This is a genomic window from Nitrosopumilaceae archaeon, from assembly GCA_035631875.1.
Taxonomy (GTDB): Archaea; Thermoproteota; Nitrososphaeria; order Nitrososphaerales; family Nitrosopumilaceae; genus TA-20.
The window spans coordinates 35,737-61,769 of sequence record DASQHX010000010.1; the positions used below are offsets into that span (position 1 = coordinate 35,737).

The window sequence follows — 26,033 nt, forward strand, 5'->3', positions numbered from 1 at the left end:
TGACCGTCTTTATCAAGAATGGTTTCTTTGATTCTTACAAAAGAGGCAAATTCCTCATCTGTCGGATTCATTTTTTGGTCCAAATAGGTCTCTTCCCTTATTCCACTACATCTTCCTTGGTAAACACCCTGCTTTTGGCCATCAATTATTCGATAAATCATTAGTATTTGTAATTTTCATAAAATAAAATTAATGGATAAAAAAGCCGTTGGGTCAGGGTCTGGGATAAGGGTTACATGATATGACCCAATCGGCGAATGACTTGGTATTACTATGGAACTAGTAATTCATAATTTCTTGTATGTTCTAAAAAAATACATTATTTGGTACCATTTAATGTCACAAAATACCAAACTTTACTCGTTTATTCTACTCATTTAGCCATAACTAATCTATTAGTTATGTTTGGTAGAAAGGATTTTGCCACAATCTTTACATTCAATACAGTTTTGTTCTTGTTGAATGTTATCAGAACCACATCTTATGCAAATACGAATATACTTTCTTGTCTCTTTTATTCCAAAGAAGTTCAAAAGTTCAGAATTATGATACCCTGACACCATTTTCTTACCGATAGTTAATTATGTTATCGTAAGATTTAATCTCTCTGTATGCATTGAATTGCATTGCAAACAAAGAGCACCTATTTTTAACTTTAAAATAACAAAATATGGGATTCTCTATCGTTTATTTCCATTTTTGATTTTTACGCCACTTTAATTTTTGTAACCGATACGTGTAATTTCTTAGAAAATCCTGAGTAAATTTCTTACCATATTTTTTATGCATGAATATCATAAGATCATTCCAGTCTAGAGTAGCCATGTGTTCCAATGTTTTTTTATCTGGTGCGGGGATTTTACGTTCCATATTGTAATATGTAAATTGACTACCTGTAAGCCTTTTGATTTTATATGATATGATAGCAATTTATAGTGACTTTGATATTTTCAAGTTTAGAATGGTTCTTTGCTACAAGTGCTCTGATGAGAAGCATATCGAGTGTCTAGGAAAAATGGGTCTATTTGACTGTGATTGTCAACGATGTAAAAAATAATGTTTTAGATTAGCTTAAAGTCAATTTAATTATAAAAGAACACATAATTCATTTAGATATCAATTCAATAATCAAAGCATGGAAAAATTTGAAATTTCATTAAAGACAAGTAAAAAACTAACCGATCAACAGATCAGAAAAATGCAAGAATATTTTAACGAAATACCTATTGAAGAAATTCTGGCAGGTTTGCACTTTGCAAAAAATAGATGGATTGCAAAAGATGCAGGTGTGCTAAAAGTAGGACGAAAAAGCATAATCAAGCGTGAAATTCACTCAATAACTTCAGAACAAGCACAGTGGAGATTAAAAAATTGGAAGATGATGATTGCAAATTATAGGAAATTAGGATACAGTTATCCAACTATTTCTAGGATAAAAAAAATCCTTCAAGAAATAAGCAAGAAAAAACCTAAGTAGTTGGCTCTTGAGTGCGTGTAGTGGAAGGTAGAGAAGTAGGTAGATCTGGAATGGTTTGTCTCACTTGACCTTCTAATACTGCATGTGCCTCTTCTAATATGGTTGATGTGTCCACATTTGGAGTCTCTATTGCAATGCTGGCATTTCCATTAACTGACGCACCTGCCATAATATCTCCTAATATGTTAGAGAGATCTTGCATTGATGAATTAGCTTCTGGCATAAGGCCACCGAGTCCAGCACTTAATCCCTTTATTATTGACATACATGGACTCAGTGTTACTACAACATCACCAAGTTCAGAAATTGTGTTTAATCTGAGTTGAATTTGCTCCATGGCAAGTTTTGCACTTGTTACCATCTTGTTCATTTTTCTAATTTCATGTAATTCTGTAGCATAAGCTTGTGAATATGGATTGTTTTGAAGTTTTACTGCCTCAACAACCTTTTTGAAAATAAAATTATCTTTTTCTTGTAATTTTGCAGTTATGGAATCAAGTTTTACTATCTGAAGCTGTAGTCTTTTTTGCGCTTCATCAATTTTTGGTTTAAGTGGTGTGTCTGGTTTTACCTTGTCAATTACTCTTTGAGATATACTCTCTTTTTGCTGATTCCATTTATTGGTAAAGTTCATGATTTCTGACTGAATGTGATTAAACTTTAGGCTTTAAGGTGTCATGTTCTTCCCAATGATGTAACTGCAGTGACAGATATCTATGGTTACAATTTCTTATTGTCACATGTATTGATTTATAATGTTTCTAAATTCGAATTGTGAAATATTATTTTTGAATGCTGTCAGCCAAAGGTAAATGTGTATATCTGAAAACCAGGATTAGCTGTTATAGTTAGAGTATGTGGACCTGCCTGACTTGTCAAAACAATATTGTATAATCTATTTTCAGAAATATGGGCAATTCCATTTTGAACATCATCACCAGAGTCTGATGGTTTTATCGAATTTCCATCAAGCGAGATCTGAAGTGTAGAATTATTTGCAGCTACTATGTGAACTGATTTTGCAAAGTAAGAAAGCACAATTTTTCCATTGTCTGAAACAAGTTTCATACTATCTGGAAGATTCTGCCATTTTCCATCAAGATAATAATTGTCCCTGTTTTGCTGAGTCGGTAAAGAATATGTTACAGTTTGACCTGGATTGAATCCTTCGGAATTTCCAAGATAGTTTCTTCCTTCCACAAAATTATATCCAAAATAAAGTTCTGGGGTTTGAGAATTAGAAAATTGATATTCTGGCATGTTTACAAGTGATTGATCCGCTTGAATATTTAATCCAAGATGTTTACTGCGTTCATCTAAAAGTTGTTGAATTACTTTTTCAGTTTCATCATAATTTCCTTCTCCGATATGATCATGTCGTATGTAGCCTTGATAATCAGTAATGTATTCTCTTGGCCAATATTGATTACCAAATGCAGCCCATGTTTGATGATCACTATCAAGTACAACAGGATATTTAATACCAAATTTTTGAACTGCAAATTTCACATTGTTAATATCTTTTTCAAATTCGAATTCTGGAGAATGAACACCTATTATGAGTAATCCTTTGTCTGCATATTTTTCATTCCACGCAGTAATGTATGGCAGTGTTCTGATACAGTTTATGCAACTATATGTCCAAAAATCATAAAGTATTACTTTATTTTTCATAGTATTCTTTAGATCATCTGGTGTAGTGTTGATGTATCCTGATATTCCTACCAAATCTGGAGCTTTAAAATTATGGCTTTCATCTATAGGAAGGAGTGTAGTATTTGCCATAGGTTGAGTTGCAAGTGTGTTACCATTTGGCTGTATTGTCTCATTTGTAGCCTGAATATTGTTTGATTGATTAGGCGTAGATGTTGGTTTTGACATGTCTAAGGAATTAAAATATGCGCCTATCGCTCCAATTGCAACCACTACTATTATTCCAACTATGACTGCACTTTTAATTTCTGATCTCATATTATCATCCTAACAATAAATTGTTCAAAAGTGGAAAACTTGCTATTGCTGCAAGCTGGTTTGTAAATACTAGAAATCCCAATAAAATAATGAAAGCTCCCATAATTATTGAATAATATTTCAAATGTTTGCTCATTGCTTTTATGATTCTTGTAAATCTAGAAAAGAAAATCCCCATCAAAAGAAATGGAATTCCTAACCCTAGTGAATACGCAAGCAATAATGTAAATGCATGACCTGGTGATGTTGCAGCTAATGTAAGTATGCTTCCTAAAATTGGTCCAATGCATGGAGTCCAACCTGTTGCAAATGCCAATCCAAAAAGAAATGACATTGGATAACTTGCTTTTGTTCTGTTTGGAAGAAATTTTTTTTCAAAATTTAGATTTTTAAGCTTAGTAGATAACAACATGAACACACCAAACGCAATTATTATGATTCCACCTATGTGATTGAATCCGGCAAGAATGTTTCCAGCTGTGCTAGATAAAACACTGTTTAAAATCACGCCAATAACAGAAAAGACAACTGAAAATCCAAGAACAAAAAAAATCGTATTAAGCATAATGTTTATTCGGCTTGCAACAATGTTGACAGTTCCATTATTTCTTTGAAGATCAGTCAACGTAGTTCCAGAAATATATGCCAAAAATGCAGGTATCATAGGTAGTATACATGGAGCAAGAAACGAACCAAGACCCGCTAATGCCGCTATACCTATTCCAATGTCTGCCATGACTTAATTTTGCTGTTTTATTATTAATGCCTTCTTCCAAATCTGTACCAAATCGTCTTGATTTTATATAATTCCGAATTTTTTGCCAGCATATTCAAACACATCTATTGATTTTTCAATATTTTCTTCTGCAAGTAATGCTGTCACCGAAATTCTTATTCGAGCTGAACCTAGTGTCACTGTAGGATATCTGATTGGTTGCGCAAATATGCCATTGTCAAATAAATATTTGCCAAATTCCATTACTTTCTTTTCAGATCCTATTATGATCGGAATTATGTGACTAGACGAATTGAAAGCATATCCAATGGAATCGAGTCCTTTTTGCATCATTTTGATATTTTTCCAGAGTTTCTTTCTATGTTTTTCACGTTTAGAAGAAAATCGTTCTAGTGCAAGTTCCACAAGAAAACTTGGTAATGCCGAAGTATAGATAAAAGGTCTAGATATATTTACGATAAGATCTCTTACTTCAGTTCTCGATGCAACATATCCACCAAAAGCTCCTAGACCCTTGCTTAGACTGCTGACATAGACATCGATCTTATTTGCAACACCAAAATGTTCGGCAGAACCTTTTCCATCATGACCTGTTACAAAATCTCCATGTGCATCATCTAAGACAAGTGTGGCATTGTTTTTACCTGCAATCTCTGAAATCTTCTTTAATTCTGCAAAATCACCATTCATGCTAAAGACACCTTCTGTAACTATGAACTTGCGATCTGCTTTTTGCCGAATCTTTTTCTCTAGATCGGCAATATCATTATGCCTGTAAACGACGATTCTTGCCCCAGAGAGCCTGCATGCATCAATTATGCTTGCATGGTTCAACTCATCACTGAGAACTAGAGCTCCTTTTTGTGTAAGTGGTGGTATTGAACCAAGATTAGCCATGTATCCTGTGGGAAATATGAGTGCAGATTCTTTGGATTTATGACGTGCAAGTTTTTTCTCTAACATGCTAAAGGATATGTCATTTCCTGCTACCAGTCGTGAACTTGATTGCAATTGCATGTTTGGAATTTTATCATTACCTAGTCCAAGATAATCATTTGAACAAAGATTGACAAGTTTTTTTTTCTTAAATAATATGTATTGCCCCTGCACACGATTGTCTTGTAGTTTTCTGTAAAGATTCCTTGTTTTTATTTTTTCAAGGGTTTCATTTACAAAATTAAATTTATGTGTCAAGACCTATTCTTGAAATCATCTGCATGTCTTCATAAGCTGTGTTTCCACCAATAGTTAGATATCCTCCAGTTATGATTCCGTTTGCGCCTCCAAGAAGAGCTTTTTCTTGTTCGGTTGCAAGATGAACTTCTCGACCACCTGCTATCTTTAGTATTGTTTTTGGCATTAAAAATCTAAACACAGCTATTGTGCGTAATATTTCTGAAAGTGGTAATTTTGTTTGAAGCTCAAGCGGAGTTCCATTTTGCGGAACTAGAATGTTAATTGGACATTCTTCTGGACTTAGATCTGCTAAGTCAAGACCAAGTTCTAATCTTTGTATTCTGGTTTCACCCATGCCAATAATTCCACCGCAACAAAGCTCAAGACCTGTTTTTTTGATAATTTTGTTTGTATCAATTCTTTCTTGATAAGTGTGAGTAGTACATATCTTTGAAAAAAAGCTTCTTGCTGCCTCTAAATTATGATTGTATCTTTTTACATGAAGCTCTTTAAGACGCATAGCCATATCTTCATTAATGAATCCAAGTGAACAATTTACTTCTATTCCAACCTCAGAGTTTACCTTTTTAATTATTTCACAGATTTGCTCAAAATCCTTTTCAGACGGTCCTCGCCATGCACAAACAAGGCAGAAACTTTTAACTCCGTTATCTTTTGCAATTTTTGCATTTTCCATTATGGTTTCTGCCGGCAATAGCTTGTATGTGTCAATACCAGTTTTATAAAATCCTGATTGGGAACAAAAAGAACAATCTTCAGGACAGGTACCCTTTTTTGCATTAATTAATGTCTCTACATCTATTACGTTCCCATTAAATTTTCTTGTAATTTCATTTGCTGCATCTGATAAGAATTTCAATGAGTCTTCTGAAACATTGATAAGTGATGCAGCTTCGTCTGCATTAATTTTTTGATTAGATAGAATTTTTTGTTTGCATTGTAAAATGAATATCTGTTCTGAATTCATAGTCAGTGTTTTTCTGATTCCATTAATAAGATTATTGTAATTGTAAACCTAAAAAATATAGATGGTTTACGCTTTTTTCATCGTTATTAGTCTGTACAAGGAATCAATTGATCATAGTAGGGCAAATGTGTCCTTGTGATGCATTGTATCTTTGTCCGCATTTATTACATATTGCCAACTCTGAATTCGATTTGGTACAGTTATGACTTTCATTTGTTTGCAGTATTTTTTTACATATTGGACATGAACGGATCTGCGGCATTGGTTAAGATCTATCTCATAAATGACAACACATCACGTTAAAGTGTATCTGAATGAAAACAATTACTGCGTCATGCTTAATTATTTCCTCATTGCATGTTTTGCATGGCTTCTAAAAGACGATCAAAAAAAGCAAAGAGACGAGCTAAGCCTGCGCCAACACGCAAACAAATGATCACAGTGCATGCAGCTCTAAACAGAGCTAGAAGAGCACATGATATGGCAAGGCGAGAAGGAAACAGACTGAAATTGTCTGTTGCAGTACGCAACCGCAGAATAAGGGAGCTCGAAATGAAACTTAGACGAGCGCGAAGGAGATAGTTTTCTCAAACATCCTTCGTGACTTTTTTTATAGTATCCATAGTACCATCAAGTAAGAAATCCAATTCTTTTTCAGATATTGCAAGTGGTGGTACAAGCATTATGATATGACCCAACGTTCGCAAGTAAATTTTATGTTTTTTAGCTTCCAAGAAAATTTTTTGATGTATTTTTTTATCTGGATTAATTGGAGTTTTTTTATTTTTATTACTTACAAGTTCAATTGCCATAAGCATGCCTTTGTGTCTCACATCTCCTACAATACTCAAATTAGAAATCTCATTAATTCGTTTTTCAAATTGTTTTGACTTAATTTTATTTTTTGAAATTAGATGATTTTTATCATATAATTCAAGATTTGTAATGGCCGTGGCACATGCAAGAGGATTCCCAGTAAAAGTATGACCATGAAAGAAATGCTTCATTTCCTTGTAATTCCCTAGATACGAATCGTATATTTTCTGATTTGTTAAAGTGACTGCAAGTGGCAAATATCCTCCGGTGAGCATTTTTCCATAGGTGACTATATCTGGAATGCTTTTTTGAGTGTGATATTCTATAAATGAACCCAGTCTTCCAAAACCAGTTGCAATCTCATCTAAAATAAAAAGAACATCATATTTTTTACATAACTGACTTATTTTTTTCTGGAATTCAGGTGGATAAATTATTACTCCGCCTGCAACCTGCGCTCCACTTTCCATTACAAATGCTGCAAGATCTTTATTTTTTACAAATATTTTTTCTATTTTTTCAAGACAATGTTCTTGATATTCTTTAAACATAAATGTTTCTGGCATTCTATATTTATGCGGTGTTGGTGTTTTAATTACAGGAAATAATATGTTTTTAAATTTGGAAAAAAAGGTTGGAACATAACCAATTGACATTGCACCAACAGTGTCTCCATGGTATCCATTTTCTAACGTGACAAATTTTATTTTGTTTTTATGTCCAATATTTTGCCAATATTGAATTGCCATTTTGATTGCAATTTCCATTGCAGTTGAACCATCATCAGAGTAAAACACTTTGCTCATTCCAGGAGAAATCCTGACAAGTTTTTCAGCAAGTAACTCTGCTTGATCATTTGTAAGATTAAACAATGATGAATGTTGCAGTTTTTTTGTTTGTTTTATCATTGCATTAACTAATTCTTTTTTAGAATGCCCCCACACATTACACCACATGCTTGCTACTCCATCAAGAAGTTTGTTTCCCTCTGAATCTACTAGCCACATACCATTACCTTTTGTTATGACATCAAATTTTTTCCATTCATTCATCTGTGTATATGGATGCCACACAAAATCTTTGGAATTCAATCAGTAAAAATTCTAACTTTGGCAATAATAATGGTACGGTGAATTATTAAGGATCAGAGATAATTGTCCTATGTGAAGGCCTATTTTATAACAGGCACAGATACTGGGGTTGGAAAAACCTCAATTATTGCTGGTCTTGCCGGTTCCATGCATAAGATAGGCATAGATGTGGGGGTAATGAAACCAATTGCCACTGGATATCAAAACAAAACAGGTTTCAAATCATCTGATGTTGCTAAACTTGTTGAGGCTACTTCCATAAAAGATCCTGAAAATCTAATAAATCCTGTATTTCTTCCACTTCCAACTTCGCCTTATGACGCAACAAAACTTTTAGAATTGTCTGTTGACATGCCTTTAATTTTTGTACAATTTAAAAAATTGTTATCAATGCATGAAGTATTATTAGTTGAAGGAATTGGGGGAATTATGACACCCATTGCAAAAAATCTCTTTGTAGCTGATATGATAAAAGAAATGGGTATAGAGACCATTATTGTAACAAGATCAACAATTGGTACATTAAATCATACTATAATGACGTGTAAAATGTGTAAGGATTATGGAATTAAGATCCGTGGTCTTGTCATAAATAACTTTGATGAGAAAGGAACACCTGCAGAAAAAAATTCACCAGCATCACTTTATGAACTTACCAATATCCCAATTTTAGGTACAATTCCTTTTATCCGAGATTTGAATAATACTACAAAGTTAGTTGAACATGTTGAAAAAAATATCGATATAAAATCTCTTATATCTTAAAAATTTTAAGTTTTGATTGTTTTCTATTTGAGGTAAACCAAATAATGTCATTTATAATATTCATAAATGGTTCTTTGTCACTGTTATCAATCTTGTAGGTTTTCACTTCTAATGGAAATTCATTTTCGAGAACAAACCATATATTTTCTTTATGTGGTTGAATTTTTGTTAATTCTGTAACTCTTTTCTTTATTGATACCGGATCATTTGTTTTTAGAAATGATATTACAAGAGCGTTTTCTGGTACTGAGGAAAGAGTTGAGATATCCGGAATTACAATATCTACATCTATTGAGGAAAATATGATTTTTCTTTGGCTGGGAATTAATGCTACTGTTAGTAGATAATGAATTAGTGCCTCTGCAAAAGAAATTATTTTTTCAGATCTTTTCCCTTCTATTTTTTCAAGAATAGGCATGCATTCATTACATAATGCATTTATTGTCTGCGGGCTATCGCCTTGTGCAATATCTGATACTATTTTATGTTCTTGATAATTTCTGATGGAATCGTATAATATTTCTTTAATTTCCATAATAGAACTTTATCTGAAATGTAATAAGAATAAATATTTTGTTGATATTTCTTTTAATATAGAAATAATCCTGTTTCTAACTGTGATATTTTTTGACTTTGAAGATATTTTTTAGCAACGATTTTACGCCACTAAAATGGGTTAATTAATTTTCTTGTTAAGTTTAAGAATCACTTTGAATTTAACAATTAAAATATTATCAGTAAAATCTAATTATAACTCAGAGATTTACCTGATTATCTTCTTTCCTTTTGTATTTTGATTTTCTGCTTCTAATAATTTTAATAAATCATAGTTCATTTTTTCAACATAGGCTCTTAATCGATTAATCATCTCTTGTTCATTTTTGGCATGCAATTTCTTTTCAATTATATTATATAATTCTGTGATATCTTCAGCTGTTGAAAAATACTGATCAATTATTTCTCGTTTCATGCCAGTACTTTCAATGACTTGTAACATTTCATCTACTGAACGGTGCATATGATCATCAAACATATAATCATTGAAATAATTAAATTATTAGCAAATTTTGGAACTTGCCCATGAATAATCAAATAAGGTACGTATTGAATCAGTTAGAGATTTCGAGTTTGACCATATTGCAAATACATTATCTGAATTATGTGTAGCATTTCTTAAAAATAATATCGCTTCATTATCATCTTTTATAATAAAGCACCTATTGCCTGTTTTTTCTACAGACATTAATCTAATCTTTTTCTTGTCAAATCGAGCAAGAAAATTAGGTAAAGCTGTTGAAGGAGAAAGAATTATTCTTACATCTGTTAAAGAATCTGAAATCGTTTCGAAAATATCTGCATAATGAAATCTTGCAATATCTTTTTCACTTCCTAATATGGTAATTCTCTTCTCTGCATTTTTTATCATACTTTTAATCTTTGAATAAATCGGAGCAGCTCCTTCCAGCATCTGTAATCTTTCATTTTCTATCTCATTTGTTTCAACTGTATATGCAGGTATTTTCTTCCATAATTCTGTAAGATTATCTTCCTCTTTTGCAAGTGTGTTTATTTTTTCTTTTTCAGTATTAATTAAAGAAGAGATTGCTTGTTCAAATGGTAGTGGGACATATTTGGTTGGAGATGAAAATTTAGCAGTTATGATCCCTTTACCTTCTAATGCATGTAGAATTTGATACGCTTCTGTTCTTATTATATTAAGAGATTTGGAAACTTCAGGTCCAGACTTTGGTCCATGTTTTCCAAGAAATATGAAAACTTTGGCTTGATTTGATGTTAATCCATATTTTAAAAGCTCATTTTTTATTTTTTCTAATCTCATTTGGTGTTCTTGTAGATTAGAATCATCATCAGCAGATGCAAAAACTCCAATCTGAATATTATTATCTATTAATTTCATATTTTAGCCTCCTTGATCACTTCTTTTTTCATTTTATTAGATTCGTTTAGTTTTGCAACATGTGATCTCAAACGGTTAATCATCTCTTGCTCTCTCTCATAATGTATTCTATTTTCAATAACGTGATACAATTCCGATGTGGCTTCATCAGTTGTAAATATTTTATTAAGCATATTTCTTTTAATGCCAACACTTTCAATTAGATTCCACATTTCAAATACTGATGTAGCTTTTTGATCATTAGACAATGTGAATTTCTGTTTGTTATTTACAATTAATTTTTCTTTATTTACAATTGGTTCTTCTTTATTTACAATTAATTCTTCTTTATTTAATTGAGGCATATCTGGTCTCTTGAGTACTGTTTGAGATATGGTTGATAGGGTAGGCCCTCTTGCATTTGTTTGGTCTTTCATTAATTTATTGTAGCTTGGTTTATTAGAAACTCTGATAGTTGCACCAGATTGTGTCCATGGGAATATTCTTTCTAGGACAGTAGTATGCTCATTATGGTATCCTATCTGTTCCATATGTCATTGCACCTGAAATTTTGCATTATTACATTGTTTTAGTGTAATGTGAACCAATTTCACTCAAATTATGTCTATAGAGTTATAAAAATACCAACTACCAAAAATGGAAATGACTTTGACGCAAAATGCAGTAAAATGAAATCATATGGTATTTTTCTATGATGCAAAGATTATAGTGATAATTTCCTTGTTTTGTAATTAGCATAGATGTTAATTATTTATAAATCTATAAAATCATAATTGTATAAAATGTTTCAATATTATTCCTATGATTAATATTGATTAGAATTTTTTGTGGATGATAAAAATGATTTCTAGATTATATAAAAAAAGATTTAACATAGAGTTGGTTTGTATTATGATTCTTACAGTGAACTAGAATATGTCTTACGGATTTTAAATTAACACATGTTACTTATTATTAACAAATTGTAATATATCAAAAATAAACGGATTTAAATTATATTTTAATATATGATGTTACATGATCAGATTTGAATCCGCTTATGTTAACATATGAATTGTACCGTGAAGAATTTAGATGATATTTTCTTAATGGCGATAATAATTATTTTTTACAAAATCATTGACAGTTATAAATTTAGTTTTACATATTAAACCAAAATTAAATTTTAGTTAATTTTTTTAGCACCATATTTTTCATATCTGATTTTATGTTATCTGTGTTTTATTCTTCTATAATTGATCAACAATGAATATGTCTGTGTATGTACTAAACTTGTACAGACTCTGAATAGGAAAGTTTAATTAATTTTTTATTGCAGTTAATAGTTCAACATATGTCAATTCCAGAACAGAAAGCATTTGGTCAATTCTCGTCTTCTATAACTCAAAGACCGCTCAGTTTAGATCCTGTAAAAGTCATATTACATTCTCAAGAAGATACATTTGGTGAAAAACATCCTATAGAGTTTAATGAAAAAGGAGATATTATCATAAAACAATCAGGCATGTATCTCGCTATTGTTGGTTTGCAAATTGGCAAGATAATAGGCGACAAACCGCGTTGGATAGATTTTTGGCTGAGATTAAATGGTGTTGATGTACGTAACTCTAATGTTAGAGCAGTGATATCTGATCCTGCAGTAAAAGATGTAATCGTTAACCAATCGGTTGTACGTCTAAGAAAAGGTGATGCACTGAATATAATGATGTCAGCAGAGGTAGCAGATGAAGGATTGGGTATAGAATCAATTCGTCCAGAAGGTGAACCACTAATACCTAGCATAATTTTGACAATTTTACAACTGCAATGATTTTCTCATAATTTAAGGAATTTTAATTATTTTAATGAGTACATGATTTATTTAAACCATAAAAAATGATTGTCATTGAAAGCTTTTAATTTCTGAGTTTGACACCTCTCTTAAATTGATTTAGTTTGTAATACGAGGTCACAAATACTTGAATCATCTTTTCTCAACGATAATAATGAATCTACTTGCAAATATGTGATGTAAAGTGGAAATGATAAGTTTCTTTTATATCGCTATTTTTTCTACTGACTTCACAAACTCTTCATCTTTCATTTTTTCAACATATGCTCTCAAACGCCTAATCATCTCTTGTTCCCTTTCGCGATGAATTTTTTTCTCAGTAAATTGATATAATTCAGATATGGCCATGTGTGATTTTTGTCGTAATAATGAGAATCGTCCAGTATTTCCATATTTTGGATGAATAAAATAAAAGGTTGATCCTTTGTTCAATTTGCTTTCAACCCATATCTTTCCACCAAGAGATTCTATAATGCCTGTACATAGAAATAATCCTAAGCCCAGTCCATGATGTCTTCTTCTGTAAGATGAATCCTCTTGGACCAATTTTTCAAATATTTTTTCCTGCATTTTTTTAGGTATTCCTTTTCCATTATCTATTACAAAAAATGTGACTTGCTCACTCTCTTCCTTCACACCTATCTTAATAATGCCGTTATTCTTTGGCACAAAATCGATTGAATTAAGAATAAGATTAGTTATGATTTGTTCTAATCTATATGGGTCTGTTCTAAGCAATGTTTTTTCTTTAACTAGACTTACAATGTTGATATTTTTTTCATCTGTAACAGGTTTTAGTTTTCCTATGATTCTTTGAACCAATTTATCTGCATCAATATCTTCAAATAAAAATAACATTGTTCCATAAATCAATTTATTGGTATCAAGTATATCGTCTATTTCATTCCTCAATCTTGCTGCATTAGCTGATACAACATTTAATGCTTGTAATTGTTCATGATTTAATTTTCCTACTATTTTTGGATTTGTTAGAACTTGGCACCATCCTGTTATCAGAGTTAATGGAGTTTTCAATTCATGTGAGAATAACGCAAGAAGTTCTTCTCTAAACCTGTCTAGATTATTCATAAAAATACTCTTTACGTGATCCCCGGTTTAGGTGAAAATTGGTTTTGTTTCTCAATCTCTAATATTTCAGGTTTTGTTTCTATTGGAATAGTAAAATAAAATAAAGTTCCCTTGCCAGTATCGCTATCAAGCCATATTTTTCCACCTAGTGCTTCAACAATGCCTTTGCATATTGACAAACCAAGACCAGAACCCCCGTGTTTTCTAGTAGCAGAAGTATCCAACTGATAGAATTGTGTGAAAAGATGATGTTGTTTATCTTTTGGAATTCCCATGCCGTTATCCTTGACTGTGAATAGAACCTTGTCATCATTTCTTTCTGCTCTCATTTCAATTCTTCCTCCATTGGCAGGTACAAAGTCTACAGCATTAAGAATAAGATTGTTTAAAACCTGCTCCAACCTAGAGCGATCACCTTTTAATATTAAATTCTCCTTGGTTGAATTAATAAATTCAATATGCTTTGGTTCCATGGCAACAAGGAGATTCTTTGATAAGAAATCTAACATTTCAGTCACATTTACATCTTTGTGATCAAATTTCATTTTCTTCATGTCAAGTTTTTGGGCATCTAACATGTCAGTAACCAGATCTCTGAGTTTGGTTGCATTAGATAAGATTGCATCTATAGCCATTGATTGTGCATTATTAATTTGTCCCATTATCTTTGGATTCTTGAGTGCTTGACACCACCCCATTATTGGTGTGAGTGGAGTCTTTAGTTCATGGGAGATCATTGAGGTAAATTCTTCTTTTGCAATGTCTAATTTTTTGAGTTCATCATATTGTGCTCTTATCATATTTTCTTTTTCTATTAGTTTATTTCGTGTCTCATGAATTTCTGTTAAATCAGTTAAAACTACAGTTCTTCCAATAAGATTGCCATTCTCATCATACAAGCTGGTTCCATTTAACATCGCAGGAAAAACACTACCGTCTTTTCTTTTCATCCAGATATCTTTTTGTTCTACTTGTTCATTTTTTTTCCACGCTTCAAGATTTTCCCTTAAATCATCGATACTTCTTTCTGCAGTATGATCATAAAATGACTTTCCTATTGCCTCTTCTTTTGTATAACCAAGAGCCTTTGCATATGTTTCATTACAATCAGTTAGAACTCCTTCTGTTGTAATACTACGCAACAGACCTGGAGCTTTTTCATATAATGTCCTGTATTTTTGCTCCATTTGTGAAAGTAATCCATGTGATTTTTCAAGCTCCTCAAACTGGGATCGTATGCGAGCTTCGTCATGCTCAAGTTTTTTTCTTGTCTCATGAATTTCTGTTAAATCAGTTAAAACTACAGTTCTTCCGCTTAGGTTACCATTCTCATCATACAGGGTTCCACCACTCATCAAAACAGGGAAAACACTGCCATCTCTACGTTTCATCCAAATTTCTAGGTGTGAAATTTCACGAGTTTTCTTCCATATCTCTACATTATCAATCATATCTTTGTGACTTATTTGCGCAGTATGATCAAAAATCGACTTTCCTATGGCCTCTTCTTTTGTATAGCCAAGTGCCCTTGCATATGCCTCATTACAGTCTAAAATAATTCCATCCACAGAAATAGTCCTCAGCAAACCAGGAGATTTTTCATATAGTGTCCTGTATCTTTGTTCAGCTATTTTTAAGCGGCTATTTGATCTTACTAGTTGGTTTACCTGTGCATGTAATTCTTTTTGGTTTTCTTCAAATATTTTTTTTGCACGATAAGTTTCTGTCATATCTGTCAATGCTACTGTTCGTCCAACCAAATTGCCTTGCTCATCGTATAAACTTCCACCTCTTAGTAGAGTGGGAAAAACACTACCGTCTTTTCTTTTCGCCCAAATTTCTGCCTCTGTAATTTTTTTGGTGCTCATCCATTCTTTAAAATTATTTTTCATAGCTTCGATGCTTCTTTCCGCAGTATGATCATAAATCGACTTTCCTATTGCCTCTTCTTTTGTATAACCAAGAGCCTTTGCATATGCCTCATTACAGTCTAAAATGATGCCATTTACTGTAACAGTACGTAATAAAATAGGTGTGCTATCGTATAGATTCTTGTATTTTTGCTCAACTGTGGTAAGAATGTTGTCTGATTTTTGTAGTTGCGATAATTGTTGTCGATGGCGTTTTTTATTTTCTTTGGTCTTACCGTTTGACTTAATGATATTTATTTTGCCTTTTCCAATAGACTTGGAACGTATTTGTAGGTCATCCAGTCTCTTGTTGGATTTTGAATGTGTTTTTCCATTCATTGGCCACTGTAAACCTGTTGAATTTTTTCCACGAAAATATCTATATCGAGGGGTTTTCTAAGATATGAACGAACCCCGGTTTTTAACAATTCACTGATTTCTTCATCTGTAATTGATGATGCAGTAAGTAGTATGATCTTTTGTTTTTCAATCAATCCTTCTTTTTTTAAGGAATCTAAAACATCAAATCCACTAAACTCTGGCATGGCTAAGTCTAAAAGTACAACATCATATGGATTTTGTTTAAGTAGTTTGATTCCTTCTCTTCCATCGGTTACAGAAGTATACTGATGTCCAGACGCAGTCAGAACAGTCCCAAGAAGCATGTTGATGTCAGAATTATCATCTATGCCTAGAACTTTCATTTTTGAAATACCCCATGATTCATTAGGTTACCATGCATTGTATGGAGACCACAAGTTATTTCACATAATCCTGTCTTTTTGTTCATGTTTGATTTTGACATATACCTACTGAATCATATAATTATATAAAACTAGGGTAAAACAAAAATTTACATCTCCTCCTTTATTAGCAGGGAATTGCATTTGTGCCTAATGCAACGCGACGGAGGTTTTGAGCTAAGAGAAAAGATCCAAAAACTTGTAGGACGAGATAGTAATCTAGTAAAAAATAACACTGAAGTGAATTTATTATTAAAGTCCCTTTTTGAAGTGCGGCTGTTAGCAAAAGAGTTGTACCCTAGCAATGAAGCACTTAAAGTGATTCTTGGTAAACAATATTTGTTTAAAAAAGACCAAATTGCGCAAACAAGTGCAAATAAAGCTGAAATGATAATAGATCATGCAAAAGAAATAGCTCTTGCCATAAAGTTGGGAACTTTTAAAGTTGATGACAATATGAGAAGTTTAGATTTCTATAATAACATTAAAGAAACATCTAATGCACTACCAACAGATTCTTCAAATTCATTATTACCCAATGAAACAGCAGAAAAAGTAGCACAAATAGATATGCAAAAGGTAAATACGAATACCTTTTCAACATTCATACTTGCAATACTGGCGGGTGCATTAATTGCTATTGCTGGAGTTTACTTTACATTTGCCACAAGTCAGATAATAGTAACTCGTACTTTTACGCAAATATTTGGTGGTTTGTTATTTAGCTTTGGACTTATGGCTGTAGTCATTACAGGCGCCCAAATGTTCACAGGAAATACTTTGGGCATGATGAATATCGCAAGCAGAAAACTAAAACCAACCAAGCTGTTAAGAAATTGGATTATAGTATATGTTGGAAATTTTGTAGGGGCGGCTGCAACTGCGGGAGTTCTCTACATGAGCAAAGCCTGGACTAGTAATGGTTATCAATTTGGAATAAAAGCATTGATGATAGCAAGCCATAAGGTAAGTCTTGGTTTTGTTGACGCATTTTTCTTGGGAATTCTTTGTAACAGTCTTGTCTGTTTAGCCATATATCTTGCAGCTAGTAGCAAAAAGGTTAGCGATAAGGTCTTGGCAATAATGTTTCCAACTGCGGCTTTCATAGCCATGGGATTTGAACACTGTGTAGCAAACATGTACTTCTTAACATTCGCATCACTGATAAAAAACGACCCTTCATTATTGTCAGCCATGCAAACAGCAGGGGTAACAGTAGATACTTCTCATCTTGATTATATGGGCATAGTTAGTAATCTGCTACCTGTTACCTTGGGAAATATTGTCGGAGGTTCAGTCTTTATTGGCCTCATGTACTGGCTCGCATATATGCGAAATAATAAAAAACAGAACCAGATCTAAACAACAATCAATAGAGTTCTTTGTACTAGAACAATAAAGAATCAAAGCATCTAAAAAAACATAATTTTAATTCTTCAATTTTTGATACGTTCATTACTGTTTTTTATTTTTTCAACATGTTCTCTTAAGCGTCTGATAGTTTCATGGTCTCTTTTTATTTCCTTGATTTTCTTAATCATGTTATATAATTTCAAGATTTCATTGTGGGTTGGTCGTGATTGTTCCAGAGACTCTCGATCAAATCCATATTGTTGAATTGTATTCCATATTTCTTCGGTAGAAACTTTTCCAGAAGCCAATCTGTAACATTTTGTGTTAAGAAGATTTGTAAATGTATTTGTGTGTGTAATAAAAGATTACACTTGTTTGTAAAAGATAAATAATTTTATTTCTTGAATTTTTTATTTGTAAACCTAGTTAATCCAAGTTTTTTTAGCTCATCTGATTCTTTAAGCACTAAACTATGTTGTTTTTGTTTGTGTTGCTTGAGTTTTCGCTGTATATCACTAAATTCATTAGCAAGTATTTTTAGAGCATACAGTCCTGCATTTGTTGCCTTGTTTACTCCTACCGTTACAACTGGAGAACCTGTTGGCATCTCTGATATGGATAATAATGAATCCAATCCTCCAAATGCAGAAAACTTGAAGCGATCCGAATTGCCAGACTTGTCGTTATACACCATTATAGGTACGCCTATTACCGGAATTATAGTGTGAGACGCAATCATTCCTGGGAGATGAGCTGAACCACCAGCTCCTGCAATTATGACTTTGAATCCGTTTTTTTCTGCATGTTTCGCATAATCTAACAGTCTTGTTGGAGTTCTATGTGCAGATACTATCTGGTCTTCATGCTTTACCCCAAATTCCTCTAAAACAATAGCTGCTCCATGCATTATTTTGCTATCTGAACTTGAACCCATAATGATACCAACAAGTGGTTTTTTTGAATAACTCACAAGATCATTCTACTTTGAATTTTAATAAACCCAGCGAATTGGAATTTGATATATTTTGATAATTAAAACATATATCATGTAAGCACATACTGTTACGCATGACTGAAATAAAAACGGCTGTTGAGATTAATGCTTCTGTAGATAAGGTATGGGAAGTTGTATCTGATCTTGATAAAGATCCAAAATTTTGGACCTCTATTACTTCGATAAGGAATATTTCTCATGAGAGTAACCAAGTAAAACGTGAGGTCACACTTGCCAAAACCAACAAGTGCCTGCAGACAATCACTCTATATCCCAAAGAAAAAGTACACACAGAATGGACAAAAGGAATAATCAAGGGCACCAAAGATATTATCCTTATACCAAGAGGCAGTGGTACATACCTTGAATCTGTTTTAGATTATAAATTTACAGGAATGGCAGGTTTCCTGTCTGGAAAAATTACGAAAGATGTAACAATAGAAACTCAAAGAGCAGTTGAATTCATAAAAGAAAAAGCAGAAGGTGTTGATACTAGTTTAAACATGGAAGAAAGGAAACATTGGGCAGACATGTACGATGATAAAGAAAAGTAATCTTAATTAAATTAACAAATTTCAAACTTTTAAATTATCATAAAAAGGAAAAACAAGTATTATCTATGCAACAAAATCCTCTTGAAGTAAGACGAGCATTTGGACTTCTATTTATTGGTGTCTCAATAGCTGTTGGTGTTGCATCTATCCTAAGTGAAATTGTTTTTGTAAATAAAACTGCAACCTTTTATTATGGAATAATATGGTTTGGTAGTTTTGGAATTACGTTTGGGATAATTTTTGGCAGGTTTCGTAAAATAATTTCATCAATTAAAGGAAGAATGAAAAATAGTGTAAAATGGTCAAGAAATATCAAAGCTGTAAACGGCGTGTGTTGGGCAGCGCCATTTGCTGCAATAGGTGCAGTTCCAAGTTTTTATCAATATTTGATATTACTAGGAATAGGTTTGGGAAATCTCTCGACTTATTTGTTTATGAAAAAATATAGTGGATTGGATAACCGTGAACAAATAATTGTTGCAATAATATCACTTGTTGCTATTCCTATTGCAATAGTAATTGATAGCTCTGGATTCATTACAAGTCAAACTATTGCTGTGATAACATCTAGAATTTTAATTGCAATTGCATATGGTGCAGGTGGAATTTATGCATTAACTACAAAAAAATAATATATGCAAAAAATTCTATTGAGAGCTTCTCGTATCTGTGACCTTTTCAGGAGGCCCTACTTTGTAAAATGTATTAGGAAATGCTTGATTGTTGTATTCTGTAGCAATCCATGAAGCAGATCGAGCAGTAGTCGAGTATCGGAATTCGTCTAGACTTCCTTTAAAAAATTCTGCTAGTGTATTGGCGTTATTAGTAGAAGTAGAAGCACCTACATAAAGAGAATTAGGCAAACCACTTGGGGGAACAGTATTTGAGGAGGTTTGTCTTACACCATCAACATACCATATGTTTGTCGTTCCATTGTAAGTATAAACAGCATAATGCCAACTGTTCGCCAAAGGTATGGGGGTTTTTGTCAGCATGTTTGTTGTACCGCTTGGCGAGAATTTCCATGCATCCATACTAGTTGTTGTCTGAAAACCCGTTCTGAAGGCAGTTGACGTACTAGCTGATGGATATGGTGTAACATCTTGCTGTAAGGAAGAGAAGTCTTCTTTTGCAACTGGTGTGGGAGCGTTATACCAAATTGATACTGTTTTTGGATGATTAAGTAAAGGCATTCCAGTAAGAGTAGTGTTTTGAACGAAAAGTTGATTTACTCCATTAAGAGTTGTACCTCCGCCAATTTTCCCTAAAACTTGTCCACAATTGGGTAGATTGACAGGAGAGAAAAAATTCTTGTTAGATGTACTGTCTAGAACTGTTGTGTCACCGCTCGAAGTGTCAGATTTTATCTCTACTGCTGCGTCCACCCATGTATCAGAAGATGAGGTGTGGACATGCCATTGAAATGTTGTAGATATGCATGTTGTTGATGGAAAAGCCACACTTGACGCAACTGTATCATGGTTAATATCTATTGGGTGCGTGAGCCAAGTTTCAAACTCTGTGGGATTTTCTAGATCCCATGGAGGATGATTGAAACCACAACTAGTACCGCACTGGGCGCCATATCCTACTGCTGCTTGATCCATAAGTAAGCTATTTGGCCAAAGGTTAGTCACGCTAATTGAAACAGTTTGGCTTGTACCAGTAACTGCAGGTTCAAGAGGAGCCACTGGAGTGGTTTGATCTACTCCATATATGGAATATGCTACTAATGACATGTAATTATTACCGCCAGTAGTAGTCCCATGAATATCGGCAGTTCCAGTAGGAGGATTTAGTAAATACCAAAACTCGGTATCTACGTTACCAAGTACGTGTGCTTGTAGTTGTGTTAGCGCTTGATTACCGTAAGTGATGGAATTAAAGGTTGTAGGGTGATCAGCAGATGCTGTAACTAATAACAGTCTATCTGTATGACTTCCGACAGGAAAATTCTTTATGTTTTGATATGATTGTGCAGTTGAATTTGTAAAATTAAATTGCATAAGTTCTAAGGATGGAGGAGTACCGACAGACGATGGGGTATTTGCAAAATGCCAAACACCTGCATAAGTTGGATCCCATGTACTTGTAATATTTTGTTGATTTGTTGCAGCAGTATTGTTATAATACATGTAAATAACATTGTTAGGTGAATTGTAAATATTTGGGACTTGAACCCACGCTGTTAATGAACCTGTAGTTGTGGTATAGTTTTCAATTTCATGGTCTAATTTTGTTTTTCCATCACATGCCGTAAATAAAACGTCATATCTATTGCTCTTGGCATAATTTTTCAGATCAGTATCTGTTGTTTCATTTATTAAAAGAGGAAAGTTGTAGAAAGCACTAGATTTTATCTCTACTGCAACTGATGCATAATTTTGACTACTGCCACCCCAGTTCCACGTCATCGTTTTTGTTGTTGGCAAATAAGTCATATTATAACTACTTCCTCCAGTGAATGTAGTACCAGAAATTGGTTTGTTCCATTCAAGGGTTTGCCCAATATTTTGTATAAGAGTATTACCAGTTGGTACCGCAATAGAATCTATTACCCAACTGTTAATACTTGTTGTATTTGCCTTCACCAAACCACTATTTCCAGAACCGGTTCTATAAGCACTAAAAGAAATTGGGTATGTCTGATCAACTCCAAAAAATGAATATGCGCCAAGTTCCACATTTGCCGTACCTGTCATTGTCACTGCAATATTTGCACTACCTGTTGGAGGATTTACCAAATACCAAATTTCAGAATCGACAGTATTGGTTGTTCCGTTTGCTCTTGTTAGAGATATTCCAGAATAAGTTAATGATTGCACAGTTCCAGTATTAGATTCAATACCAACTAGTAATAGTCTATTTGAACCTGAACCAACAACAAAATTAGGAAGAGTATATGATGATGATCCTGATCCTGTGGTGTTTTTCACATTATCTAATAGAATTGGGGTGGGATTACCAGCTATTTGCGTATAGTTCAAAGTTATTCTTTTACGAAATTGCCAGTGATTGTCATACCAACCAACATTTGGTGCGACTTGAGTTTTAATTACAGTGCCTCGTGCAGTAGTTATTGAAATTGTAACTGGATCGGTAAAACACGTGTAAGGAATTCCAGTTGTGAAAGATCGTTGAGGAAGAATTATTGAACTAGCACTTTGGGTAGACATTGAATTAATTTTTGAATTACTAGGTATATGATAGACAGGTATGGTAGTTAAACTCTCAGCATTTGTTATTGAATTGGAGAGTGCACCAGTTACATTTAAAGTCGGACTATCAATTTCTATTTTTGTAACATTAATTGGTACCTGACCTGTATTTGTTAAAGTAAAATTAAATTGTTGTGTAGAGGAATGATAAACAGAATTCTCTATTGATAGTGATTCTTGATTTTTACTTATTGCGGCTGTATTTGTAAATGTTTCAACTAAAATGGTTTTGAATAAAGTAAAATTCTGCGTACTTAAAACAAGGCCTATTGTGCCCAAGATGGCTACAACGGTAAGCATTATCATTGCAGTCATAATTGTACCTAGACCTAGTCTATGACCTGCATGTATCATCATACTTCAAATTCACATTAAACTGGTTATTATTGACAGTATGTAGTAAAATAGAACAGACTTGATAAATGGACTTTATTGATTTTGTTTATGGAATTTTATGAGATTTCTTACCTCTCCGGCTTTTTTGATTAATGAATCAATGTCTTTTGTATTTTTCTCATCCACCAAATTAAAGTGCCCCATCTTTCTTTGAGGTTTTACTTCATCTTTTTGATACATCTTTAGGTATACTCCATCTTCTGGTTTGAGTGTGATTGGTTCGTATCTACCTTGAAAGTCCTTTGGTCCCAAAATATTGCACATTACTGTATAGTGCAACAAATCTGTTTTTCCAAGTTCAAGTCCAAGTATTGCTCTGAGATGTTGTTCAAACTGTGATGTCACACTAGATTGCAGTGTATGGTGACCAGAGTTGTGTACTCGTGGAGCTATCTCATTTATGAGTACTTTGTCATCTAGAGTTACAAACATCTCTATTCCAAAAACTCCTGCACCATGAAGTACCTCCATTGTTTTTCTGGCAATTTTTTCAGCTTCTTCTGAAATTTTTTTACTTACTCTGGCTGGTGCAATTGTCATTTTGAGAATGTTATTTTCATGAATGTTTTCTACAAGTGGATATGTGGCAATTTCGCCTTTTGTGCTTCGTGCAGCTATGACTGATACCTCCATTTGAAAATTGACTATTTTTTCAAGCATCATTGATCTATCTTTGAATTGTTCATATGCAGGAATTATTTGACTGGGATTTTCTATTCTAAAATTTCCTCTGCCATCATATGCATCTTTTCTTGCCTTGAGTATTGCAGGATATTCAAACAATGTTATTTTTTCTTCAAGTTCTGGTAAAGACTCTATTATGGTGAAATCAGATACAGGAAGTCCATTTTCACGCATGAATTTTTTTTGCAAGTATTTGTCTTGAATTATTTTTAGCGTAGAAGGTGACGGGTTTATTGTTATATCATTATTTAATGACTCTAATACTTCACTATCTCCTGATTCTATTTCATATGTTATGATATCAGATTGTAATGATAACTCTACAATTGCATTTTTATTTTTAAAGTCTGCTACAATTTGCTTTGCTCCAACTTTTGATGCCGGACAATTCTTTGTAGGATCTAAAACTATGACATCAGAAACGTGCCCAGGCATTTTTTTTGCAGCTTCGGTTAGCATCATGCCAAGCTGACCGCCACCTATTATTCCTAGAACTTTGGCCATCAAAATGACTCCTTTCATGTTTTAAAAATAGTTACCTGTAGACAACAATTCTATTCTTATACGATTGTATTGTATAGTTTTTCCCAATTGTGGGAAATGTTATTTCATAAATCTCACTAGGCTTTAAATACGATTTTATGGAATTTTTTTATTATAATGGATGCATCTCATGTCAAAGTACGAACTGGAATTCCAGGTCTTGATTCTATTATCTCAGGTGGATTTAGGGAGGGAAGAACTCTTGTTTTATCTGGATCCCCAGGAAGTGGAAAGACAACATTTGGAATGCAATTTCTATATTCTGGCGCTAAAGATTTTGATGAACCTGGTGTGTTTGTCACTCTTTCTGAAGGTCCAAACGAAATAAAAAATGATTTTAAAATGTATGGATGGGATATCCAGAATATGGTAGATGAAGGAAAGATGCTAATGATTGACGCTAGACCCTTCAAGATGGATGAGGGTTTCATTGCGTTAGATGAATCACTATATCGGGGAGAAACACTTCCTTACATGCACTTGACACAATTAATTCTCAGTAGCATCAAAAGAGTGCAAGCAAAGCGTGTCGTCATTGACTCCCTCACAGTTCTTGCCATGCAGTATACAAATCCATTTTATGCAAGACAAGGACTACAGGGGTTGATTCATGCTCTAGAAGACCAAAACTGTACTTCAATCCTGATCTCAGAAAATATCCAGACTCCAAAAATCCCAATAGAGTGGTACGTTGCATCTGGTGTTGTTCTGCTTCACCATATCAGAAAGGAAGATACGATGGAGCGTTCCGTACAAGTAATAAAAATGCGTGGAATTCGTCACAGTGAACAAGTCTTCCCCATAAAAATAAATGAAAACGGCCTACAGGTTTTGCATCCTAGATTAAATCCGTAGATTTGACTATATTGTTTTAGATTACTGTTTAAGATTTAGAGATGGATGTTTTTAGATTTAGCCCAAACCTGGCTAAATAACATATTCATTGAATAAACCATTGAAGCTGCATCTGTCCATATTGCAGTCATTTGTTGACTAACCTGACTAGCGTTTTTTATAAAGAATAATATTTCTTCGTTGTCTTTAGTGATAAAGCACAAATTATCCTGAATTTCCTCTGACATTTTTTTAACTTTGTCTCTATTAATTTCATCAAAAACATACATGATTTTTTCTGAAGGGGCAGTTAGCAATTTAAGATCAATTTCTGAATTATCTACTAATTCAAAAAAGTCTGAATGATAGAATTTCAAGTAATCTTTTTCTGAACCTAATACAAAAAAGTTTTTCTTTGTACTTCCAGCCATTTCTTTTATTTTGCTGTGAATTTGGTTTATCCCTTGCAGCATTTGGAACTTGTCCACTTTAATCACATTTGTTGCAGCAAATTCTGGAATGGTATTCCAAAGATCTGTAATGTTTCCTTCTTGTTTCTCTAATGTGTTTACGCGCTCTTTTTCTGCATTAACTAGTACCCAAATTGCTTTATCTAGTGGTACTGCAGAAAATCTGATTGGATGTTGGAATGTAGCTGATACAACTCCCTTGTTTTGTAGACTGGTCAAAAGATGATATGTTTCGGTTCGTGGCAATTTCAATGACTTGCATACTTCAGGTGCAGTTTTAGAGCCATATTTTCCTAAAAAGATGTAAACTTTGGACTGGTTAGAAGTCAATCCAAACTTTGACAATTCATCTTTTAATTTATCAAGCGATAATCGGTGTTCATACATTGTCGAGTCTGACGTGGAATCGAAAATGGATATTTGTAGTTCTTCGTCTTTCATTTTTATCTTCCTAGAATCCCTATTGTAATTTCACT

The 26,033-nt window shown here is 33.2% G+C and carries 27 protein-coding genes; 8 read left to right on the top strand and 19 right to left on the bottom strand.

The genetic code is table 11. The annotated features are described in order from the left end of the window. Window positions 1-687: 687 nt before the first annotated feature. Entirely contained in the window at window positions 688-870 is a 183-nt protein-coding gene (locus VEU72_05150; protein ID HYL66519.1) for a hypothetical protein, read from the bottom strand. Between the two features lie 265 nt (window positions 871-1,135). On the opposite strand from VEU72_05150, the gene VEU72_05155 reads away from it, so the two are divergent. After that, window positions 1,136-1,477 (top strand): hypothetical protein, encoded by a 342-nt coding sequence (locus VEU72_05155; GenBank protein HYL66520.1) that lies wholly within the window; start codon window positions 1,136-1,138, stop codon window positions 1,475-1,477. Here the strand turns inward: VEU72_05155 and VEU72_05160 are convergent. The 5 genes from VEU72_05160 to bioB all read right to left on the bottom strand — a co-directional run bounded on the left by VEU72_05160 (window position 1,470) and on the right by bioB (window position 6,348). Continuing rightward, window positions 1,470-2,111 carry a hypothetical protein gene (locus VEU72_05160; protein ID HYL66521.1) on the bottom strand — a complete coding sequence of 214 codons (642 nt, stop codon included), beginning with the start codon at window positions 2,109-2,111 and terminating at the stop codon, window positions 1,470-1,472. The two genes, VEU72_05155 and VEU72_05160, sit on opposite strands and share 8 nt — an antisense overlap. 164 nt (window positions 2,112-2,275) lie before the next feature. After that, on the bottom strand, window positions 2,276-3,448 hold the full coding sequence (locus VEU72_05165; protein ID HYL66522.1) for a redoxin family protein: 1,173 nt from the start codon (window positions 3,446-3,448) through the stop codon (window positions 2,276-2,278). 4 nt (window positions 3,449-3,452) lie between these two features. Next, window positions 3,453-4,184 (bottom strand): cytochrome c biogenesis protein CcdA, encoded by a 732-nt coding sequence (locus VEU72_05170; GenBank protein HYL66523.1) that lies wholly within the window; start codon window positions 4,182-4,184, stop codon window positions 3,453-3,455. A 63-nt stretch (window positions 4,185-4,247) separates the two neighbouring features. Continuing rightward, window positions 4,248-5,378, bottom strand: coding sequence for an aminotransferase class I/II-fold pyridoxal phosphate-dependent enzyme (locus VEU72_05175; GenBank protein ID HYL66524.1), 1,131 nt, complete (start codon window positions 5,376-5,378; stop codon window positions 4,248-4,250). Further along, complete coding sequence (bioB, locus tag VEU72_05180) at window positions 5,368-6,348, bottom strand: biotin synthase BioB (protein HYL66525.1); 981 nt, start codon at window positions 6,346-6,348, stop codon at window positions 5,368-5,370. The genes VEU72_05175 and bioB overlap by 11 nt, the downstream gene beginning before the upstream one ends. Before the next feature lie 366 nt (window positions 6,349-6,714). Here bioB and VEU72_05185 point away from each other — a divergent pair, with 366 nt between their 5' ends. Further along, the gene (locus VEU72_05185; GenBank protein ID HYL66526.1) at window positions 6,715-6,930 is read left to right on the top strand and encodes a hypothetical protein; all 216 of its coding nucleotides are present in this window, start codon (window positions 6,715-6,717) and stop codon (window positions 6,928-6,930) included. A 5-nt stretch (window positions 6,931-6,935) separates the two neighbouring features. Here VEU72_05185 and bioA read toward each other — a convergent pair whose 3' ends face one another. Next, complete coding sequence (bioA, locus tag VEU72_05190) at window positions 6,936-8,255, bottom strand: adenosylmethionine--8-amino-7-oxononanoate transaminase (GenBank protein ID HYL66527.1); 1,320 nt, start codon at window positions 8,253-8,255, stop codon at window positions 6,936-6,938. A 72-nt stretch (window positions 8,256-8,327) separates the two neighbouring features. Here bioA and bioD point away from each other — a divergent pair, with 72 nt between their 5' ends. Then, window positions 8,328-9,020 (top strand): dethiobiotin synthase, encoded by a 693-nt coding sequence (gene bioD, locus VEU72_05195; protein HYL66528.1) that lies wholly within the window; start codon window positions 8,328-8,330, stop codon window positions 9,018-9,020. Here the strand turns inward: bioD and VEU72_05200 are convergent. The 4 genes from VEU72_05200 to VEU72_05215 form a co-directional block, all read right to left on the bottom strand. Then, the gene (locus VEU72_05200) at window positions 9,010-9,555 is read right to left on the bottom strand and encodes a hypothetical protein (GenBank protein HYL66529.1); all 546 of its coding nucleotides are present in this window, start codon (window positions 9,553-9,555) and stop codon (window positions 9,010-9,012) included. The two genes, bioD and VEU72_05200, sit on opposite strands and share 11 nt — an antisense overlap. A gap of 228 nt (window positions 9,556-9,783) precedes the next feature. Next, window positions 9,784-10,053 carry a hypothetical protein gene (locus VEU72_05205; GenBank protein ID HYL66530.1) on the bottom strand — a complete coding sequence of 90 codons (270 nt, stop codon included), beginning with the start codon at window positions 10,051-10,053 and terminating at the stop codon, window positions 9,784-9,786. Between the two features lie 24 nt (window positions 10,054-10,077). After that, window positions 10,078-10,938: a helix-turn-helix domain-containing protein gene (locus VEU72_05210; protein ID HYL66531.1), complete on the bottom strand. Its 861-nt coding sequence runs from the start codon at window positions 10,936-10,938 to the stop codon at window positions 10,078-10,080. Further along, a complete protein-coding gene (locus VEU72_05215) occupies window positions 10,935-11,468 on the bottom strand; it encodes a hypothetical protein (protein ID HYL66532.1) in 534 nt (177 codons plus the stop codon). Before VEU72_05215 ends, VEU72_05210 begins: the two co-directional genes overlap by 4 nt. A gap of 803 nt (window positions 11,469-12,271) precedes the next feature. On the opposite strand from VEU72_05215, the gene VEU72_05220 reads away from it, so the two are divergent. Continuing rightward, a complete protein-coding gene (locus VEU72_05220) occupies window positions 12,272-12,748 on the top strand; it encodes a hypothetical protein (GenBank protein ID HYL66533.1) in 477 nt (158 codons plus the stop codon). A gap of 225 nt (window positions 12,749-12,973) precedes the next feature. On the opposite strand, the gene VEU72_05225 is transcribed toward VEU72_05220, so the two are convergent. From VEU72_05225 to VEU72_05235, 3 genes are read right to left on the bottom strand one after another with little or no spacing between them, the layout of a single operon-like run. Continuing rightward, window positions 12,974-13,858 (bottom strand): HAMP domain-containing sensor histidine kinase, encoded by an 885-nt coding sequence (locus VEU72_05225; protein HYL66534.1) that lies wholly within the window; start codon window positions 13,856-13,858, stop codon window positions 12,974-12,976. Between the two features lie 11 nt (window positions 13,859-13,869). Next, a complete protein-coding gene (locus VEU72_05230) occupies window positions 13,870-16,107 on the bottom strand; it encodes a PAS domain-containing sensor histidine kinase (protein ID HYL66535.1) in 2,238 nt (745 codons plus the stop codon). Next, a complete protein-coding gene (locus VEU72_05235; protein HYL66536.1) occupies window positions 16,104-16,472 on the bottom strand; it encodes a response regulator in 369 nt (122 codons plus the stop codon). The genes VEU72_05230 and VEU72_05235 overlap by 4 nt, the downstream gene beginning before the upstream one ends. A gap of 192 nt (window positions 16,473-16,664) precedes the next feature. Here VEU72_05235 and VEU72_05240 point away from each other — a divergent pair, with 192 nt between their 5' ends. Continuing rightward, window positions 16,665-17,873, top strand: coding sequence for a formate/nitrite transporter family protein (locus VEU72_05240; protein HYL66537.1), 1,209 nt, complete (start codon window positions 16,665-16,667; stop codon window positions 17,871-17,873). Between the two features lie 74 nt (window positions 17,874-17,947). On the opposite strand, the gene VEU72_05245 is transcribed toward VEU72_05240, so the two are convergent. Both VEU72_05245 and purE read right to left on the bottom strand, forming a co-directional pair. After that, complete coding sequence (locus tag VEU72_05245) at window positions 17,948-18,172, bottom strand: hypothetical protein (protein HYL66538.1); 225 nt, start codon at window positions 18,170-18,172, stop codon at window positions 17,948-17,950. An 86-nt stretch (window positions 18,173-18,258) separates the two neighbouring features. Then, window positions 18,259-18,834, bottom strand: a complete 576-nt coding sequence (purE, locus tag VEU72_05250) for a 5-(carboxyamino)imidazole ribonucleotide mutase (protein ID HYL66539.1) — start codon at window positions 18,832-18,834, stop codon at window positions 18,259-18,261. A gap of 98 nt (window positions 18,835-18,932) precedes the next feature. Here purE and VEU72_05255 point away from each other — a divergent pair, with 98 nt between their 5' ends. Both VEU72_05255 and VEU72_05260 read left to right on the top strand, forming a co-directional pair. After that, window positions 18,933-19,412 carry an SRPBCC family protein gene (locus VEU72_05255; GenBank protein ID HYL66540.1) on the top strand — a complete coding sequence of 160 codons (480 nt, stop codon included), beginning with the start codon at window positions 18,933-18,935 and terminating at the stop codon, window positions 19,410-19,412. A 65-nt stretch (window positions 19,413-19,477) separates the two neighbouring features. Then, window positions 19,478-20,044, top strand: a complete 567-nt coding sequence (locus tag VEU72_05260; protein ID HYL66541.1) for a hypothetical protein — start codon at window positions 19,478-19,480, stop codon at window positions 20,042-20,044. A gap of 15 nt (window positions 20,045-20,059) precedes the next feature. Here VEU72_05260 and VEU72_05265 read toward each other — a convergent pair whose 3' ends face one another. Both VEU72_05265 and purK read right to left on the bottom strand, forming a co-directional pair. Further along, on the bottom strand, window positions 20,060-22,987 hold the full coding sequence (locus VEU72_05265; GenBank protein ID HYL66542.1) for a DUF2341 domain-containing protein: 2,928 nt from the start codon (window positions 22,985-22,987) through the stop codon (window positions 20,060-20,062). Between the two features lie 72 nt (window positions 22,988-23,059). Continuing rightward, complete coding sequence (gene purK, locus VEU72_05270) at window positions 23,060-24,232, bottom strand: 5-(carboxyamino)imidazole ribonucleotide synthase (protein ID HYL66543.1); 1,173 nt, start codon at window positions 24,230-24,232, stop codon at window positions 23,060-23,062. A gap of 138 nt (window positions 24,233-24,370) precedes the next feature. Between purK and VEU72_05275 the strand changes: the two genes are divergently transcribed. Continuing rightward, window positions 24,371-25,108 carry an ATPase domain-containing protein gene (locus VEU72_05275; GenBank protein HYL66544.1) on the top strand — a complete coding sequence of 246 codons (738 nt, stop codon included), beginning with the start codon at window positions 24,371-24,373 and terminating at the stop codon, window positions 25,106-25,108. Window positions 25,109-25,143: 35 nt separating this feature from the next. Here VEU72_05275 and VEU72_05280 read toward each other — a convergent pair whose 3' ends face one another. Then, window positions 25,144-25,998 (bottom strand): helix-turn-helix domain-containing protein, encoded by an 855-nt coding sequence (locus VEU72_05280; protein ID HYL66545.1) that lies wholly within the window; start codon window positions 25,996-25,998, stop codon window positions 25,144-25,146. Window positions 25,999-26,033: the final 35 nt, after the last annotated feature.